Source organism: Flavobacterium sp. xlx-214, from assembly GCF_013874595.1.
Taxonomy (GTDB): Bacteria; Bacteroidota; Bacteroidia; order Flavobacteriales; family Flavobacteriaceae; genus Flavobacterium.
Genome location: NZ_CP059431.1, coordinates 2548278 through 2566568, shown reverse-complemented (window position 1 = coordinate 2566568; position 18291 = coordinate 2548278). Strand labels below are relative to the sequence as shown.

Here is an 18291-nt window from a genome sequence, read left to right as displayed (position 1 = left end):
TTTGAAAGTATTACAGATCAGTATAGAAGTTAATAATAATTCTGTAGGTAGAATTGCAGAGCAAATAGGCGAAGAAGTTTTGGCTAACAATGGTCAAAGCTATATTACGTATGCTCGTAGTCATAATCCTTCAAGTTCTGTAGTTATTAAAATTGGTTCAAAGCTAGATTTATATTATCATGCTTTATGTACACGTATTTTTGATACCCATTGTTTGCATTCAAAAAAAGCTACAAAAAAGTTAATAGAAACAATTGATCAAATTAAACCAGATATTATTCATTTACATCATATTCATGGATATTTTTTAAATATGGAAATTTTATTTAAATATTTAAGAACGTACCAATATCCTGTTGTTTGGACATTTCATGATTGTTGGTCTTTTACAGGCCATTGTGCTTACTTTGATAGTATTAATTGTATGAAATGGAAAAACCAATGTTATGATTGTGAATTAAAAAAAACATATCCTGCTAGTCATTTTTTAGATAGGTCAACAAAAAACTTCAATTTAAAGAAAGAGTTGTTTACATCAATTAACAATATAACTATTGTTCCAGTTTCTAATTGGTTAGCAAATTTTACTAAAGTGTCTTTTTTTAAAGACAAACCAATAGAGATAATAAGAAATGGTATTGATTTAAGTTTATTTACTTTTAAAAAAACATTACTACTTCCTGAAATGCTAAAGCAAGAAAAAAGACAAATTGTTTTAGGTGTTGCAAGTACTTGGGAAGAAAGAAAAGGGTTAAAAGAGTTTTTAAAACTTAATGATTGTATCGATCAAAATAAATTTGTGATTGTATTGGTAGGTTTAACTTTAAAACAAGTAAAGCATTTACCAAAAACAATAATAGGCTTACAACGAACTAAAAATGTTGAAGAATTGGCTAGCTTGTATAATAAAGCGCTAGTTTTTGTAAATCCAACTTTAAGTGATACCTATCCAACAACTAATTTAGAAGCTATTGCTTGTGGTACACCTGTTATTACTTATAACACAGGAGGAAGCATAGAAGCAATTACTCAAGATACAGGTTTTGTTGTAAATCAATACGATGTTAATGCTGTAAATTGTAGAATAGTAGAAATTAATCAAAAAACAAAAGAATATTATCAAGAAAAATGCATAAATTTTGCAAAGAAAAATTTTGATAAATCAGTACAATTTAAAAAGTACATTAGTTTATACAATAAAATATTGTTGAACAAATAGTTTATAAAAAATGCAGAAAAAAGAATATCAAATTTGTTCAAAAACAATAATGGATACTTCAGATCCTAATATAACTTTTAATCACAAAGGTGAAAGTGATTATTACATTAATTTTCAACAAAATATTTTACCAAATTGGAATTATGGAAAAGATAAAATGAATGAACTACTAGCCTTTTCAAAAGAAGTTAAAAGTAAAACAAAAGGTAATGAGTTTGATTGTATTATTGGATTAAGTGGTGGACTTGACAGTTCATATTGTGTTTATGTAACTACAAAAATCATGGGGTTAAAACCCTTAATTTACCATGTTGATGCAGGATGGAATTCAGAGCAGGCGGTTTCAAATATTGAAAAACTAATTTCTAAATTAAATCTAGATCTTTATACTGATGTAATAGATTGGAAGCAAATGAAATGTCTTCATCAAGCATTTTTAGAAGCTCAAATTCCTGATCAAGACATTCCTCAAGATGCAGTTTTTTTCTCAAGTTTATATAAATTTGCTAAGAAAAATAAAATTAAGTACGTTTTTACAGGAGCAAACTTTAGTACAGAATGTTGTAGAGAACCGGAAGAGTGGGGGGCTTATCCAGGAATTGATATTACACTTATTAAAGATATTTTGAAGAATAATAATTTTTCTTTAAGTAAAATTAAAAATTTACCAATTATTGATATTTTTAAATATAAAATTTATTATCAACGTGTTTTAGGAATGAAAGTTTTTCATCCATTAAACTATATTGAGTATGATAAAAATAAGGTAGAAGAAATGTTAAATAGGGAGTTTGGATGGCAACCGTTTAAACACAAACATCACGAATCAAGATTTACTCGTTTTTTTGAAGATTATTGGTTACCAAGAAAATTTGGTTTCGAAAAAAGACGTGCACATTTTTCAAGTTTAATATTAACAGGGCAAATGACACGTGAAGAAGCTTTAATACGTATTGCTCAGCCCGAACTTGATGAACAAACATTAGCAAATGAAAAAAAGTATATTGCAGAAAAATTAGGATACACAATTGAATATTTAGAATCTTTATTTAATGGAAAAAACAAAACCTATAAAGATTATAAATCTAAAAAAGTATTTATTGGAATGGGTATCAAAACTATGAGGATATTGGGTTTAGAAAAAAGATTATTTAGATGATAACAATTGTAGATTATGGTATTGGAAATATAAATGCTTTTCTAAATATTTTTAATGAATTAGGCATCCAATGTAAATTAGCTTCAAGCAGTGAACAATTAAATAATGTTAGTAAACTAATTTTACCAGGTGTAGGACATTTTGATTTTGCTATGCAAAAACTAAATAATTCGGGAATGGTAGAAAAATTAAATACATTAGTTCTTGTTGAAAAAATACCTGTCTTAGGAATTTGTGTTGGAATGCAAATGATGGCAAATGAAAGCGATGAAGGGAATTTAAAAGGATTAGGCTGGATTGATGCTAAAGTTAAAAAAATAACATTTTCTACAAATGAGGTAAACACTATTTTACCACATATGGGGTGGAATACAATTACTGTTTTAAACAATAATAAAATAGTTCAAGATTTTAATAAAACAGAAGATTTTTATTTTTTACATTCTTATTATATGCACTGTACTAATAGAGAAAATGTAATAGCTCATTCTTTTTACGGAATAGAGTTTGCTTGTTTAGTGCAAAATGAAAATATTTATGGTATACAATGTCATCCAGAAAAAAGTCACCAAATAGGTATTAAACTACTTAATAACTTTGCTAATTTATAAGTATGTTAAAACCCAGATTAATACCTAGTTTGCTAATTGAAGATGATCTTGTTGTTAAAACAACAAAGTTTAAGAATCCTAAATACATAGGTGATCCAATTAATATTGTAAATATTTTTAATAAGAAAGAAGTAGACGAAATTTGTATTTTTGATATTTCGGCAACAAGAAATAATGTTGAGCCTAACTATGAGCTAATAAAAAGCATTGCATCTCAATCTCGTATGCCCGTTTGTTATGGTGGAGGTATAAAAAATGTTGATCAAGCACAAAAAATATTTAACTTAGGAATTGAGAAAATAGCATTAAATAGTATTTTGTTTAAGAATAGTTCAATAATAAATCAATTAGCAAGTAAAGTAGGTAGCCAAAGTGTAGTAGTAGTTCTAGATGTTAAGAAAAAAATATTAGGTGGCTATGAAATTTATATAGACAATGGCACTGTTTCAACAAAAAAAGAATTATTTGCTTTTTTAAATGAAATTAAAGATTTCGATTTTGGCGAATTAATTATAAATTGTATTGATTTAGATGGTACTCAAAAAGGATATGATATGCACTTAGCAAAAAAGATAATGCAACAAATAAGCAAGCCTTTTACTATTTTAGGAGGAGCATCGTCTTTAGATGATGTAAAAAAGTTGTATAATCAATTTAAAATTATTGGAGCTGCTGCAGGAAGTTTATTTATCTTTAAAGGCAAATTCAAAGCAGTACTTATTAATTACCCTACTAAAGAAGAAAAAAAAGAATTGTATTCACAATAAAATTATGCAAATTAAAGATAAAACACTTTTGATAACTGGTGGGACAGGTTCTTTTGGAACGGCTGTTCTTAACCGTTTTTTAGCAACAGATCATTTTAAAGAAATTCGCATTTTTTCTCGTGATGAGAAGAAGCAAGATGATATGCGTAATCTATATAAAAATGAGAAAATAAAATACTACATAGGCGATGTTCGTGATTATAGCTCAGTAGAACCTGCAACAAGAGGTGTAGATTACATTTTTCACGCTGCGGCTTTAAAGCAAGTTCCATCTTGTGAGTTTTTCCCGATGCAAGCGGTAAAAACAAACGTTGAGGGTACTCAAAACGTTATTCGTGCAGCGGCAGCTAACAAAGTTCAAAAGGTGATTTGTCTTTCAACAGACAAGGCTGCTTATCCAATCAACGCAATGGGGATTTCCAAAGCGATGATGGAAAAAGTAGCGGTTGCCGAAGCAAGAAATCTTACAGACACTGTTGTTTGTTTAACACGTTATGGTAACGTTATGGCGTCTCGCGGTTCGGTGATTCCTTTATTTTTGAACCAAATTCAAAAAGGAGAGCCAATTACCATTACAGATCCTAATATGTCGCGTTTTTTCATGTCATTGGAAGATGCTGTGGACTTGGTATTATTTGCGTTCGAAAATGCTAATCCAGGTGATTTATTTGTAAACAAAGCACCTGCAGGTAGTATCGGAGATTTAGCTAAAGCATTAATCGAAATGACGGGTAAAGAAGTTCCTGTTAAAATAATTGGAACACGTCATGGCGAAAAATTGTACGAAACACTTTGTACACGTGAAGAAATGATGAAAGCTGAAGATATGGGTGATTTTTATCGTATTCCAGCAGACAATCGTGATCTAAATTATGCTAAATATTTTTCCGAAGGAGAAGAAGATGTTTCTAAAATTGAAGATTATCACTCACATAATACAGAGCAACAGGGTGTGGAAGGTCTTAAAAAATTAATTTCAACTCTACCGTTAATCCGTAAAGAGATTTTTGGTGAGGATGTAATGCAATATCCATACTAGTGATTAGGGACTAGAGACTAGGAATTTGAATATTGGTATAATAGTAAAATAAGATGCAGACACATAAAGATTTAGAAGTTTGGCAAAGATCAATGGATTTAGTGACTCAAGTTTATCTGCTTACTAAAGATTTTCCAAAAGAAGAAATTTATGGATTAACAAGCCAGTTAAGACGTTGTGCTATTTCTGTTCCAAGCAATATTGCTGAAGGAGCAGCTAGACAGTCTAATAAAGAATTTATTCAGTTTCTATACATTTCTTTAGGAAGCTTAATGGAATTGGAAACGCAGTTAATCATAGCAAAAAATATTAACTTTTTTTCAGAAATTTCTTTAAATGAACATATAAATGCAATTGAACAAATTGGAAAAATGTTAAATGGCCTAATCAAGTATCGTAAATCAAAACTATAATGCAAAGTCCCCAATCCCCAATTCCTAATCCCGAATCCCTAAAGGGTAATAGACATGAAGACGAAAGAGGAATCATCACATTTAATAATGGTTTTGACGCTTCCCGAATCAAACGTATTTATACCATAGAAAATCGTTCTGTAGATTTTATTCGAGGTTGGCAAGGACATAAAGTCGAGCAACGTTGGTTTGCTGCAATAAAAGGTGAGTTCGAAATATCACTCATAGAAATTGATGATTTTGATCAGCCTTCGAGAGATTTAAAGATTTCGAAATATCAATTGAATGACGAATCCTTAACTTACCTGCATATTCCTTCGGGGCACATTACCGCCATTCAGGCAAAAAAAGAAGGAAGTAAATTGTTGGTTCTTGCAGATTATGCCATGGGAGAAATTCAAGATGAATATAGGTTTGCATTAGATTATTTTAAAAACTAATAATGAAAAAAATAGGAATTACCGGACAGGATGGCTTCGTAGGAAAACATCTTTACAATACTTTAGGTTTAAAACCTGAAGAATTTGAAAGAGTAGAATTTAATATTGACTTTTTTCAAGAGGAAAAGTTGATGGACAATTTTGTAGCGAAATGTGATGTTATTGTTCACTTAGCAGCTATGAACAGACACCCTGATCCAGAAGTTATTTACCAAACAAATATTGAATTAGTAAATAAATTAATTAAGTCTTTAGATAACACTAATTCTAAAGCGCATATTTTGTTTTCGTCGTCTTCACAAGAAGAAAGAGATAACTTGTACGGAAAGTCCAAGAAAGAAGGACGTGAGTTGTTTATTAATTGGGCAGAAAAATCCGGTGGAAAATTTACAGGTTTAATAATTCCGAATGTTTTTGGACCGTTCGGCCAACCAAATTACAACTCATTTATTGCCACTTTTTGTTATAAATTAACACATGGTGAAATTCCAAATATTGACAATGATGGTGAAGTAAACTTAATTTATGTAGGTGAGTTAGTTCAAGAGATAATAGATCAGATTAAATCTGAAAAGAGTAATTATTTTTACGAGATTCCGTACACATCAACTAAAAAAGTGTCAGAAGTTTTAACGTTATTAAACGAATATAAAACTAAATATTTCGATAGTGGCGAAATCCCAGTTTTGTCGGATAAATTCGAACATAACTTGTTTAATACCTACCGTTCTTATATCGATTACAAAACACATTTTCCCGTTAAATTTACACAACATACAGATCTAAGAGGTGCTTTTGTAGAAGTAATCCGTCTGGGAATTGGCGGTCAATGTTCATTTTCTACGACTGTTCCAGATATTACAAGAGGAAATCATTACCATACGAGAAAAATCGAACGATTTGCGGTAATTAAAGGAAAAGCTTTAATTCAATTAAGAAAAATTGATACGGATGAAGTTCTTGATTTTTATTTAGACGGAACCGAACCCGCTTATGTAGATATGCCGATATGGTATACGCATAATATCAAAAATATAGGAACTGAAGATTTATATACTATTTTTTGGATAGATGAGCCATTCAATCCTGAAGATGCAGATACTTATTTTTTGGAGGTGTAAATTTGAAAAAAAAGTGTAAAGTAAAAAGGTAAAAGTATATTTAATAATGGAAAATGATTTGTTAAATAGAACATTTTTGTTTGGTGTAGCAGTTATTAAATTTTTAAGAACTTTGCCTGATACTAGTGATTTGAAAATAATTAAATATCAATTAGTCAAGGCGGCGACATCTATTGGTGCAAATTATGAAGAAGCACAAGCTGGATCTTCTAAAGCAGATTTTATTAATAAAGTGAACATCTCTCTTAAAGAAGCAAGAGAAGCTAATTATTGGTTAAGACTAATTACGACATTAGAAAAAGATTCATTAGAAGTGACTGTTATAATAAAAGAATCAAAAGAAATTAAAAATATATTAGGGGCGATTGTGAAAAATGCTAGAAATAATTAAAGACAACGATTTAATTTTTCCTTTTTCCTTTTTCCTTTTTCCTTTTAACTTAATAGATATGAAAAAACTAAAAGTAATGACGGTCGTTGGGACACGTCCAGAAATTATTAGATTATCAAGAGTATTAATGGCTTTAGACAATTCTGAAGCTATCGAACATATAATCGTCCACACAGGACAAAATTACGATTATGAGCTAAATCAAATTTTCTTTGAAGATTTAGGACTTCGTAAACCAGATTATTTCCTAGAAGCTGCTGGAAAAACAGCTACAGAGACTGTTGGAAATATTTTAATTAAAATTGATCCACTTTTGGAAGAGTTAAAACCTGATGCTTTCTTGGTTTTGGGAGATACCAATTCTTGTTTGTGTGCTATTCCTGCAAAGAAAAGACATATTCCTATTTTCCACATGGAAGCAGGAAATAGATGTTTTGATCAAAGGGTTCCAGAGGAAACAAATCGTAAAATCGTAGATCATACTTCGGATATTAACTTAACATATTCGGATATTGCACGTGAGTATTTATTGAGAGAAGGTCTTCCAGCAGACAGAATTATCAAAACGGGTTCTCCAATGTTTGAAGTTCTGAATCATTATTTACCTGAGATTAAAGCATCTAATGTTTTAGAGAAATTGAATCTTGAAAAGGGTAAATTCTTTGTTGTGTCTTCTCACCGTGAAGAAAACATCAATTCAGAGAAAAATTTCCGTGGTTTGATGACATCTTTGAATGCGATTGCAGAAAAGTACAAATATCCAATTATTGTGTCAACGCATCCACGTACACAAAATATGATTGACAAGATGCAAATCGAAATGCGTCCAGAAATTCAGTTTCTTAAACCACTAGGTTTTCACGATTATAATGCATTGCAAATGCATGCTTATGCATGTTTGTCAGATTCAGGCACAATTTCTGAGGAATCATCAATTCTAAATTTTAGAGCGTTGAATATTCGTCAAGCACATGAGCGTCCAGAAGCGATGGAAGAGGCTTCGGTAATGATGGTAGGACTTTCACCTGAAAGAATCATGCAAGGTTTAGTTCAGGTTTTACAACAAAAAGTAGGTGAGGAAAGAAACTTCCGCGCAGTTGCAGATTATTCAATGCCAAATGTATCTGAAAAAGTGGTGAGAATCATTATTTCGTACGCAGATTATATTAAAAGAACCGTTTGGTCAGAAGAAATTTAGTGTAATGAATATTCTTATTGTTACCCAATATTTTTATCCAGAAACCTTTAAAAGTACCGATCTAGCTTTTGAATTACAAAAGCGTGGCCACCAAGTAACGGTTCTTACAGGAATTCCAAATTATCCTGAAGGGAAAATTTATGAAGAGTATGGTTATCAAAAAAATAGAAATCAAACAATTGATGGTGTTGAGATAATTAGGTCTTTATTATTACCAAGAGGAAGTGGAGGAGGGGCTCGCCTTTTTTTAAATTATTATTCTTTTGCTTTTTTTGCCTCTTTAATGGCTCGAAAATTGGCAAAAAAGAAGAAATTTGATGCAATTATTGTGCATGAACCTTCACCAATCACTCAGTTTTATCCAGCGCTTACAGTTAAGAAAATTCAAAAAACACCTATTTATTTTTGGGTGATGGATTTATGGCCAGAAAGTCTGGAAATTGCAGGTGGAGTAAAAAATAAAAGTGTTCTAAATTATTATAAACGTGTTGTACAAGGTTTTTATAAAGAATCAGAGAAAATCTTGATAACCTCAAAGGGATTTAGGAAATCAATTTTAGAGAAAGGAGATTTTGCTGATAAAATTGAGTATTTTCCAAATTGGGCAGAAGAAAGTATTTCAGAAGGTGAAACCAATTATCCAATTCCTAATTTACCAGAAGGCTTTAAAATTTTATTTGCTGGAAATGTTGGTGAAGCGCAAGATATGGACACCATTATGAAAGCAGCTTTATTATTGAAAAGTCATAAAGAAATAAAATTTGTAATTGTTGGTGATGGAAGAAAAATGCCATTTGTACAAGATTTTATTAAAGAACATAAGTTACAAGAAACAGTTCATACAGTTGGGCGTTTCCCTGTTGAAGCCATGGCAACTTTCTTTTCTAAAGCAGATTTGTTATTGGTTAGTTTAAAAGACGACCCTATTTTTAATTTAACTGTTCCTGCAAAAGTACAAGCCTACATGTCTTCTGGTAAGCCAATTTTAGCTATGTTAAATGGGGAAGGAGCTGACACAATAAATGAAGCTGATTGTGGATTTGCAGTGCCTGCATCAAATGAAATTAAATTATCTGAGGTTATTAAAGAAGCTTCAATTCTTGACAAAAGAGTTTTAGAGAAAATGGGACGAAATGGTAAATTGTATTTTAATGAACGTTTTACATTAAAATCTTGTATCGATAATTTAGAAAAAATTTTAAAGAATAAATGAGCATTATTATAACAGGTGCCTCTGGGTTTGTAGGTCAGAATTTAAAGCCTTATTTGCAAGAAAAGTCATTCAATGTTAATGCTTTATCATTGAGAGGAGTATGGCAATTACCAACTAATATAGATATTGTCATTCATCTAGCAGGTAAGGCGCACGATACTTCAAATACATCTTCTTCTGACGAGTATTTTAAGGTCAATAGAGATTTAACAATTCAATTGTTTGATGAATTTTTAAAGTCTAATGCTAAAGATTTCTTTTATTTTTCATCTGTTAAAGCTGCAGCAGATACCGTAGACGGAGTTTTAACCGAAGATGTTAGCCCAAAACCTATAACCCCTTATGGCCAATCTAAAATAGAAGCTGAGGAATACCTGTTAGCTCAAGATTTACCTGAAAATAAAAGACTATTTATTATCCGTCCATGCATGATTCACGGACCAGGTAATAAGGGCAATCTTAATTTGCTATACAAAGTAGTAGAAAAAGGAATGCCTTGGCCATTGGCCTCGTTTGAAAATAAAAGATCTTTTTTAAGCATCAATAATTTATCATATTTAGTACATCAAATGATTACTAATAAGCAACTACCATCAGGGATCTATAATTTTGCAGATGATGAAACCCTATCAACGAATGAATTAGTAACTTTAATAAGTAAAACCTTAGATGTTAAGCCAAAATTGTGGCACATACCAAGTGCATTAATAAAATTTGGTGTAAAAATAGGAGATGTAGTACCTTTACCATTAAATTCTGAAAGATTAAAAAAATTAACAGAAAGCTATATTGTTTCAAACCAAAAAATAAAAGCTGCATTAGGTATTGATAAATTGCCTTTAACAGCAAAACAAGGATTGGAAATTACCATCAAAAGTTTTAAATAACAACCATGCAATACATCATCATTTTAGTCATTTTATTTGTTGTAGAATTACTGTATTTCAAAATAGCAGATAAATTCAATATTATTGATAAACCAAATGAACGCAGTTCACATTCAACTATTACGTTGCGTGGTGGAGGGATTATTTTTTATTTTGGAGCATTAGCATTCTTTTTTTATTCCGATTTTCAATATCCTTATTTTTTTCTTGGTCTTACAGCTATTAGCATTATTAGTTTTTTAGACGATATCTTTACGCTTTCTAATAAAATACGTTTGTTGATACACTTAAGCAGTGTATTATTGATGTTTTATGAAATTGATCTGTTTATATTCCCCATTTGGGTTATTCCAATAGCTGTTGTGGTAGCTATTGGTACTATTAACGCTTACAATTTTATGGATGGTATAAATGGTATTACGGTTTCATACAGTACAGCTGTTCTTTTATTACTTGCATATGTAAATACCCAATATCCTTTTATTGATCCAGAGTTTATTTATTACGTATTGTTATCGTGTATAGTATTTGGTTTTTTCAATTTCCGACAAAAAGCAAAATGTTTTGCGGGTGATGTAGGTTCTGTAGCCATTGCATTCATAGTACTTTTTTTAATAGCAAAAGCAATGGTAACTACAGGTTCTTTGTTTTACCTTTTGTTTTTAGCAGTGTATGGTATTGATGCTGTTTGGACCATCCTTCGTAGACTTTCTAAAAAAGAGAATATTTTCAAAGCACACCGCAGCCATTTGTATCAGTATTTGGCAAATGAAAATAAAACCAATAAATTAGTAGTGTCGTCTGTATACGGACTTCTACAATTAATAGTTGGCGGTATAGTTATTTGGGCAGCAAGCAAAAGCATGCAAGTTCAAATAATAGTTGCTATTGCTGTTTTATTAGTAGGTAGTGGTTTGTATTTAACAATAAAACAAAATATGATTAAAAAACATAACTTATAAAAATCCTTAATTAAGATTATAATAACTTCATTATTTTTAGCAATCTGGGGTGAAATATGCTCAGACTAAGTAGTATGTTCATGCTTGTGTTTGTAGTTTTTGCCCATAAAAAAGTTAGATAAAAACCGAAATATTCTGTTTAGAGAAATTGGAATTGTATAAACAAAACGCAGAAAGCAACGCTGCATCAAATATGGAATAACAACCAGAAAAGATGTATTCAGCCTCTGTCACATCGCACCTGATGCTATGTCCCACAAGTAGCTAAATAATTAAGTTGGGTATCTGGTTTTAATATAAGCAGAAGTAAACAGCAATACAACCTAACAGCCATTTCGCTTCATCACAATAACACTAATTCTCCCTTCGGGGGTTAGGTGGCTTTTCCTCACATCAACAAAGAACATAGAACCTACAACGCAACAGCCAATCACCTTCGTAACTAGGTGGCTGAGCGCCGTCGAAGCCCAGTTCATCGATTCAACACATCAACATAGAACATAGAACCCACAATGCAACAGCCATTCACCTTCGTAACTAGGTGGCTGAGCGCCGTCGAAGCCCAGTTCATCGATTCAACACATCAACATAGAACATAGAACCTACAACCTACAACGCAACAGCCATTCACCTTCGTAACTAGGTGGCTGAGCGCCGTTGAAGCCACTTCAACGATTAAACAGTTCAACTCATCAACATAGAACATACAATAATTCAACAGTTAATATCTTATGGTATTGTTTTTGTTCCTAAATTTGTAAAAAACTACTAATGAAAGAGTATATAATAATAGGTAACGGAGGCTACGCAAAAGTAGTTGCCGATCTTATTGAAAAGCTAAATGGCAGCATAGTTCAAATTTGTAATTCAGATGATGATTACAATGAAAAACAATATCCAAATGCAGAGGTTGTAATTGCAATAGGTAACAATGAGTGCCGCCAACGCATCGCTGCTAAAGTAAAACACACTTTTGCTACATTAGTGCATCCGTCAGCTGTTGTTTCACATCATGTAAATATTGGCACTGGTTCTGTAGTTTTAGCAAATGCAGTTATTCAAGCCGATGCTCAATTGGGAAACTTTGTTATTGTACAGCCAAATGCAACCATTGATCATGAGGTAATATTAGAAAACTACGTTATGGTATATCCTGGAGCTTATATTGGAGCCGAAGCAAAAATTACGCAATTAAAAACCATTAAACCTAATGGAGTGGTAGAAAGATACCAGGTAATTTAAAAAAAACCAATACATATAGTGTTATTTTAAAAAAAAAAGTGCCGTTAAAAGCACTTTTTTTTATTGGTTCATTTATAAATAAAGGTACATTTTGTAGAAAATGTGTAATTAAAATATATTTATAAAAATAAATCAACAATTTTAACACTCTTTTTAAATGTAATGGGCTGTTTTTAAAGCTGTTACATTCAAATTGCAGAAATGGGTAAATTTTACACAAAAATTAAACATTGTTTAAAAAAAAAAGCTAAATTAGCAAAACTGTTAAAGTCGTTTAACAGTTTTTAGTAAATCATTCACAAATATTATATACACAAGACTTTTAAAAACACTACTAAATGTTAAAACATTACTATGCTTTAAAAGCAACTAAAATTTGGTTATCATCTCCACATATGGGAGGAAATGAGATAAACTATATAAAACAAGCATTTAGTGAAAACTGGATAGCGCCTATAGGACCAAATATCACTGGATTCGAAAACGATTTAGAAAACTTTTTAAAAGATAAGTCTAAGGTAGCAGTCGTGTCCAGTGGTACAGCTGCATTACATTTAGCTTTAATTAATTGTGGCGTAACTAAGAACGACGAAGTAATTTGCCAATCATTAACGTTTACCGCTTCTGCAAATCCCATTATGTATCAAGGTGCAAAACCAGTATTTGTTGATTCTGAAAAAGATACGTGGAACATGTGTCCTGTTGCTTTAGAACAAGCCATAGTTAAGCGTATTCAAAAAGGCAAAAGAGTAAAGGCAATTATTGTAGTGCATTTGTATGGCATGCCAGCAAAAATGGATGAGATATTAGCAGTAGCACACCGCTTTCATATACCAGTAATTGAGGACGCAGCAGAAGCACTAGGTTCTAGTTACAAAGGTACAAAGTGCGGTACTTTTGGTAATTTTGGCGTGTTGTCTTTCAATGGCAATAAAATCATTACTACTTCTGGCGGTGGTGCATTAGTATGCAAAGAACAAATTTTCAGAGACCGTGCCGTTTTTCTGGCAACACAAGCACGTGATGAAGCTCCACATTACCAACACACGCAAATAGGATACAACTACCGCATGAGCAATATTACGGCAGGTATAGGGCGCGGACAAATGGAAGTGTTAAACGAAAGGGTTGAAGCACGCAGAGCCATGCACACCTTTTATGCAGAATTGTTTAAAAACATCAAAGGGGTTACACTTTTAAAAGAGCCTAATGCTGATTATTTTTCTAATCATTGGTTAACTGCTATTTTAATCGATAAAAGTATTGTAGGGTTCAGTAATGAAGACTTGCGCTTGGCTTTCGTAGATAATAACATAGAAGTGCGCCCTTTGTGGAAACCAATGCATTTACAACCTGTTTACAACCAAGCACCCTATTTTGGAGGTACTGTGGCAGAAGATTTATTTAAAAGTGGTTTGTGCCTACCATCGGGTTCAAATTTAACCAATGAGGATCGAGACCGTATAAAAGAAGTTATTGAACATATGTTCGGTACAGCAAAATACAATCAATCCCTTATAAATAAAATTTAAAATTAATATAATAACAATATATAATTAGCAATAAATTGTTTTATAACATTAAAGTATTAATTAAACAATGCGGTTAACCTCTTTTGGGCAACCGCATTTAGAATGTTATAAAGAATACACGAACATTAAAAAATGAAATATAAATTCTACTACACAATGCTTATTATAAGCATCGCATTTTTAGCCTCTTGCGCTTCTAAAAAAGATATGGTGTATTTACAAGGCAATGCAGACCTACATACACAGTATGAAAAGGCGGTGCCAAAAATACGTCCGTTTGATATGTTGGCTATCACGGTTTCTGCTGCCGATATCAAAGCAACAGAACCTTTCAACCAAACCAGTATTTATCAAACAGGTAATTCTTCTGGCGAAAAAGCTCAGAATGTATATACCGTGGGCGAAGATGGCAGTATTGATTATCCCGTTATTGGTAAAGTACAGTTAGGAGGTTTAACCCGTACGCAAGCCATCGATTATTTAAAAACCAAGCTAAACAATTACATCGTAAACCCAGGGGTCAATGTCAATTTTACAAACTTCAAAGTATCGGTTATTGGCGAGGTGAACAATCCTGGTACTTTTACCTTACCTAACGAGCGCATCACCTTGTTAGAAGCTATTGCATTAGCGGGCGATTTAAGCATCCAAGGCAAGCGTACCAATGTAATGGTCATCAGAGAACAAAACGGCGAAAAAAAAACGTTTGAGGTAGATTTAACCTCAAAAGAAATGTTGAATTCTCCCGTATACTATCTTGCGCAGAATGACGTGGTCTATGTAGAACCAAACAAAGCAAAAATTCAATCATCAGTGGTCAACTACAGTTTATTTGTTTCTGTAGCAGGTATCATTATTTCCGTAATTGCAGTACTTTCTAAATAACATGAATCAGCATACACAACCTAAACCCATATTTGAATCTTTAAATAAAGAAAGTAAACAAGTAAGTCTACGTCAATTAGTTGAAAAGTACCTGTTTTACTGGAAATGGATTGCCGCTAGTGCAATAGTAGCCCTACTAATAGCTTTTCTATATTTAAGATATACGCCTAAATTATACGCTACATCTGCTCAAATTTTACTTAACGAAAAAGGAAGCAGCTCTCCAGAGCTAGATGCCTTAGCAGACGCTGCTGCAACTTTTAGTGGTACCTCTTCTAATGCCATTGTCATTGATCAAATCAAGATCATGAAATCACGTCGTTTGGTTACCAAAGTAGTAAAGCAAAATCAAAGCAATGTACAGTACTTCAGTAAAGGTAAAATAAAAGAAGTTGAAATGATGGCTACGCAATCACCAGTTACCTTACAGTGGTTGTCAGATAGTTTAGTGCATCAAAACCCAAAGTACCATTCCATAACACTTGTTGTTACAAATAGCAAACAAGTACAAGTGGTAGAAAGCAGCTTAATTAAAGAAGGTTCTTATGATATCGGTAAATCATATCCATCAAAATTAGGTGCGTTTATTTTTAAAGCATCCTCATTAAATAACAATAGTTTTAATGAAGAAATTACAATTACGGTTACACCTTTAAAAGATAAAGTAAACGAGCTTATTAGTAAAATAAAAATCGAGCCCGATGCTGATAAAAAATCAATGGCTGTTCAATTTACCTTAGTAGATCAAAGTAAAGAAAGAGCCGAATTAATCATTAATAGCTTAATCGATACGTATAACAAAGATATTTTTGAAGATAATAAAAAGCTTGCCTCGGCAACATCTTCCTTTATTAATCAACGTTTAAATATTATTAGTTCTGATCTGCAAGGAGTAGATAAAAAATTAGAAAATTTCAAATCAGCCAATAAAATAAACAATGCAGAGGCAGAAGCAAATTTATTTTTAACAGATGCTATAGAGGTAGATAAAGAAGTAGTTGCACATGCAGCACAATTACAAGTAGCAAAACAACTTACACAAAATCTAAATCAAAATACAAATACCTTACTTCCATCAAACATTGGTATTCAAGATGCAGCATTAAGCAATGCCATCAACAATTACAATCAGTTGGTGTTAGAAAAGCAAGAGTATGCCAAATCAATGCGAGAAAACAATCCTGCAATGGATGGCATTAATAAAAACATTGCAGATAGTAAAACAAGCATCTTAAGTAGTTTGCGTTTGTATCAAAACTTCTTACAAACACAATTAAACGCAGTACAAAACAAAAAAGCAGAAACCAATTCACGTTTAAACAAACTACCACAACAAGAAAGCGGCGTGCGCAAAATTGCACGTCAGCAACAAATTGTAGAAGCTATATATTTGTTTTTATTACAAAAGCGCGAAGAAGCCGAAATAAAGTCATCAGCATCAGTTGATGCTATTAAAATTGTTGATTGGGCTTTTACACAAAATACACCTGTTTCTCCTAAAGCCAACACCATTTATTTAGGAGCCTTGGCATTAGGGTGTCTGTTGCCTGTAGGTATATTATTTGTAATGTTTTTACTAGACAACACCATTAAAGATCAAGCAGATATTAAAGCTGTATTCAACGGTGCTATTTTGGGCGATATTCCTAAGTCTGATAATAACATCATAAAAGAAATCGATCGTTCAGGATTAGCAGAATCCTTCCGAATTTTAAGATCCAATCTTAATTTTGTGTTACCTAAAACAACAGCTGGTAAAGTTATTTATGTTACATCTACCATAGCCGGCGAGGGTAAAACCTTTACCACCGTAAACATGGCACAAATATTAGCACTTACCGGTAAAAAAGTACTTGTTATTGGTGCAGACATTCGCTCGCCTAAAATCTTAACTTATTTAGATGTAACAACGAGTACTGTTGCACAAAAAGGATTAACAGATATTTTAATAAACCCAACAGCAACGTTAAAACAGTACGTATTAAAACAACCTAAACAGTACCGTTTTGATGTACTTCCGGCAGGTACAGTACCACCAAACCCTGCTGAATTGTTAATGCAAGACACCTACATTAAGCTATTAAACGAATGTAAAGAAAATTATGATTTTGTATTAATAGATACCGCACCAGTGGGTATGGTTACCGATACGCAAGTTATTGCCTCTCATGCCGATGTTACCTTGTACATAGTACGTGCTAATTATTTAGATAAACGTATGCTAGAAGTTTTAAAAGATATGAACCAGAATAAAAAACTAAACAATATTGCCGTAATTATGAATGACATCAATTACAACCGTGGTTATGGCTATGGGTATGGGTACGGTTATGGGTATGGTAATGATGCAAAAGCAAAAAAATGGTACCAAATTTTCAAATAATAGTAACATATAAAACATTTTAAAATTCAATAAAAACATGAAAAAACAAGTTTTAGCACTTGGTGCTTTATTAAGCTTAACACAAGTAAATGCGCAAGAAAGTTCCGTATTAGATATTGTTTCTTTAGAGGCATCATATGGTATGGCAGTTCCATTAAGTCCTACTGAAAATATTAAAGCTGCTGACTATCTTAGTTTTATAAACTTTCAAGGTGCTATAAACTATAAAATTGATGATATTTGGGGATTAAGAGCTTCATATGCTTATCAAAGTTTTACAAATAAAAATAGTAGTAAGTTAGGCGTTGAATATCATAAATTTATGATAGAGGCAACTTATAATATTTTAACAGCTATCAATCAATCAGATTCTTATACTCAGCAAAAACCTTTTGAAATTGTTGCACATGCAGGTATTGGAGGGGCTTTTGCATATAGAGAGATTGTTAAACAAGCTAATAAAATGGGAAACATACAAATAGGTTTAAAACCAATGTATACATTGGCTTCAAGAATAAATATATTTTTAGACGGAACTTATGTTATAAATTTTAACCAAGCATATGATGTAGCTTCAAATAACATTTATGGTGGTACTACAGGAAGTTATTTAACAGCCAACATAGGTTTGCAATTGAAGTTAGGAGAGTAATATATGAATTAAATTCTTTATAGTAATTAGATTTTATTATTTGTTAATGAAAATAAATCTATAGTTTATAGCTAACAATGTATTTATAATAAAATGTTTGGATTATGGTTTTTATTTTACGGTAAAAATGTTTTAGATGTAAATTGTATTGTTAGATATGAAGTTAAACTATACAGT

18 protein-coding genes are annotated in these 18291 nt (G+C 31.8%); all 18 read left to right on the top strand.

What is annotated here, in order from left to right:
• The first annotated feature begins 1 nt into the window (after window position 1).
• Complete coding sequence (locus H1R17_RS12005) at window positions 2–1219, top strand: glycosyltransferase (protein ID WP_163433057.1); 1218 nt, start codon at window positions 2–4, stop codon at window positions 1217–1219.
• Window positions 1220–1229: 10 nt separating this feature from the next.
• Window positions 1230–2378 carry an N-acetyl sugar amidotransferase gene (locus H1R17_RS12000; protein ID WP_163433058.1) on the top strand — a complete coding sequence of 383 codons (1149 nt, stop codon included), beginning with the start codon at window positions 1230–1232 and terminating at the stop codon, window positions 2376–2378.
• On the top strand, window positions 2375–2989 hold the full coding sequence (gene hisH, locus H1R17_RS11995; RefSeq protein WP_163433059.1) for an imidazole glycerol phosphate synthase subunit HisH: 615 nt from the start codon (window positions 2375–2377) through the stop codon (window positions 2987–2989). Before H1R17_RS12000 ends, hisH begins: the two co-directional genes overlap by 4 nt.
• Before the next feature lie 2 nt (window positions 2990–2991).
• Window positions 2992–3756, top strand: coding sequence for an AglZ/HisF2 family acetamidino modification protein (locus H1R17_RS11990; protein WP_163433060.1), 765 nt, complete (start codon window positions 2992–2994; stop codon window positions 3754–3756).
• A 4-nt stretch (window positions 3757–3760) separates the two neighbouring features.
• On the top strand, window positions 3761–4795 hold the full coding sequence (locus tag H1R17_RS11985) for a polysaccharide biosynthesis protein (RefSeq protein WP_163433061.1): 1035 nt from the start codon (window positions 3761–3763) through the stop codon (window positions 4793–4795).
• 53 nt (window positions 4796–4848) lie between these two features.
• Entirely contained in the window at window positions 4849–5208 is a 360-nt protein-coding gene (locus H1R17_RS11980; RefSeq protein WP_163433062.1) for a four helix bundle protein, read from the top strand.
• Window positions 5208–5648, top strand: coding sequence for a WxcM-like domain-containing protein (locus H1R17_RS11975; RefSeq protein WP_163433063.1), 441 nt, complete (start codon window positions 5208–5210; stop codon window positions 5646–5648). The genes H1R17_RS11980 and H1R17_RS11975 overlap by 1 nt, the downstream gene beginning before the upstream one ends.
• 2 nt (window positions 5649–5650) lie before the next feature.
• Window positions 5651–6769 (top strand): NAD-dependent epimerase/dehydratase family protein, encoded by a 1119-nt coding sequence (locus tag H1R17_RS11970; RefSeq protein ID WP_163433064.1) that lies wholly within the window; start codon window positions 5651–5653, stop codon window positions 6767–6769.
• Window positions 6770–6815: 46 nt separating this feature from the next.
• Window positions 6816–7160: a four helix bundle protein gene (locus H1R17_RS11965; RefSeq protein ID WP_220458692.1), complete on the top strand. Its 345-nt coding sequence runs from the start codon at window positions 6816–6818 to the stop codon at window positions 7158–7160.
• Window positions 7161–7218: 58 nt separating this feature from the next.
• Window positions 7219–8358 carry a non-hydrolyzing UDP-N-acetylglucosamine 2-epimerase gene (gene wecB / locus H1R17_RS11960; protein WP_163433095.1) on the top strand — a complete coding sequence of 380 codons (1140 nt, stop codon included), beginning with the start codon at window positions 7219–7221 and terminating at the stop codon, window positions 8356–8358.
• Between the two features lie 4 nt (window positions 8359–8362).
• A complete protein-coding gene (locus H1R17_RS11955; protein ID WP_163433065.1) occupies window positions 8363–9571 on the top strand; it encodes a glycosyltransferase family 4 protein in 1209 nt (402 codons plus the stop codon).
• A complete protein-coding gene (locus H1R17_RS11950; RefSeq protein WP_163433066.1) occupies window positions 9568–10458 on the top strand; it encodes an NAD-dependent epimerase/dehydratase family protein in 891 nt (296 codons plus the stop codon). Before H1R17_RS11955 ends, H1R17_RS11950 begins: the two co-directional genes overlap by 4 nt.
• A gap of 5 nt (window positions 10459–10463) precedes the next feature.
• Window positions 10464–11420: a glycosyltransferase family 4 protein gene (locus tag H1R17_RS11945; protein WP_163433067.1), complete on the top strand. Its 957-nt coding sequence runs from the start codon at window positions 10464–10466 to the stop codon at window positions 11418–11420.
• Between the two features lie 771 nt (window positions 11421–12191).
• Entirely contained in the window at window positions 12192–12662 is a 471-nt protein-coding gene (locus H1R17_RS11940) for a transferase (protein ID WP_163433068.1), read from the top strand.
• Window positions 12663–13000: 338 nt separating this feature from the next.
• A complete protein-coding gene (locus H1R17_RS11935; RefSeq protein WP_163433069.1) occupies window positions 13001–14194 on the top strand; it encodes an aminotransferase class I/II-fold pyridoxal phosphate-dependent enzyme in 1194 nt (397 codons plus the stop codon).
• 132 nt (window positions 14195–14326) lie between these two features.
• Window positions 14327–15079, top strand: a complete 753-nt coding sequence (locus tag H1R17_RS11930; protein ID WP_163433070.1) for a polysaccharide biosynthesis/export family protein — start codon at window positions 14327–14329, stop codon at window positions 15077–15079.
• Window position 15080: 1 nt separating this feature from the next.
• Entirely contained in the window at window positions 15081–17462 is a 2382-nt protein-coding gene (locus H1R17_RS11925) for a polysaccharide biosynthesis tyrosine autokinase (protein WP_163433071.1), read from the top strand.
• A gap of 37 nt (window positions 17463–17499) precedes the next feature.
• The gene (locus H1R17_RS11920) at window positions 17500–18114 is read left to right on the top strand and encodes a hypothetical protein (protein WP_163433072.1); all 615 of its coding nucleotides are present in this window, start codon (window positions 17500–17502) and stop codon (window positions 18112–18114) included.
• The last annotated feature ends 177 nt before the right edge of the window (window positions 18115–18291 follow it).

Bases quoted from the DNA above. Each gene is read 5' to 3' on its own strand.
- H1R17_RS11950 (WP_163433066.1), top strand. From the start codon at position 9,568: ATGAGCATTATTATAACAGGTGCCTCTGGGTTTGTAGGTCAGAATTTA.
- H1R17_RS11920 (WP_163433072.1), top strand. From the start codon at position 17,500: ATGAAAAAACAAGTTTTAGCACTTGGTGCTTTATTAAGCTTAACACAA.
- H1R17_RS11940 (WP_163433068.1), top strand. From the start codon at position 12,192: ATGAAAGAGTATATAATAATAGGTAACGGAGGCTACGCAAAAGTAGTT.
- H1R17_RS11985 (WP_163433061.1), top strand. From the start codon at position 3,761: ATGCAAATTAAAGATAAAACACTTTTGATAACTGGTGGGACAGGTTCT.
- H1R17_RS11990 (WP_163433060.1), top strand. From the start codon at position 2,992: ATGTTAAAACCCAGATTAATACCTAGTTTGCTAATTGAAGATGATCTT.
- H1R17_RS11975 (WP_163433063.1), top strand. From the start codon at position 5,208: ATGCAAAGTCCCCAATCCCCAATTCCTAATCCCGAATCCCTAAAGGGT.
- H1R17_RS12000 (WP_163433058.1), top strand. From the start codon at position 1,230: ATGCAGAAAAAAGAATATCAAATTTGTTCAAAAACAATAATGGATACT.
- H1R17_RS11935 (WP_163433069.1), top strand. From the start codon at position 13,001: ATGTTAAAACATTACTATGCTTTAAAAGCAACTAAAATTTGGTTATCA.
- H1R17_RS11965 (WP_220458692.1), top strand. From the start codon at position 6,816: ATGGAAAATGATTTGTTAAATAGAACATTTTTGTTTGGTGTAGCAGTT.
- H1R17_RS11955 (WP_163433065.1), top strand. From the start codon at position 8,363: ATGAATATTCTTATTGTTACCCAATATTTTTATCCAGAAACCTTTAAA.
- H1R17_RS11970 (WP_163433064.1), top strand. From the start codon at position 5,651: ATGAAAAAAATAGGAATTACCGGACAGGATGGCTTCGTAGGAAAACAT.
- H1R17_RS11925 (WP_163433071.1), top strand. From the start codon at position 15,081: ATGAATCAGCATACACAACCTAAACCCATATTTGAATCTTTAAATAAA.
- hisH (WP_163433059.1), top strand. From the start codon at position 2,375: ATGATAACAATTGTAGATTATGGTATTGGAAATATAAATGCTTTTCTA.
- H1R17_RS11930 (WP_163433070.1), top strand. From the start codon at position 14,327: ATGAAATATAAATTCTACTACACAATGCTTATTATAAGCATCGCATTT.
- H1R17_RS11980 (WP_163433062.1), top strand. From the start codon at position 4,849: ATGCAGACACATAAAGATTTAGAAGTTTGGCAAAGATCAATGGATTTA.
- H1R17_RS11945 (WP_163433067.1), top strand. From the start codon at position 10,464: ATGCAATACATCATCATTTTAGTCATTTTATTTGTTGTAGAATTACTG.
- wecB (WP_163433095.1), top strand. From the start codon at position 7,219: ATGAAAAAACTAAAAGTAATGACGGTCGTTGGGACACGTCCAGAAATT.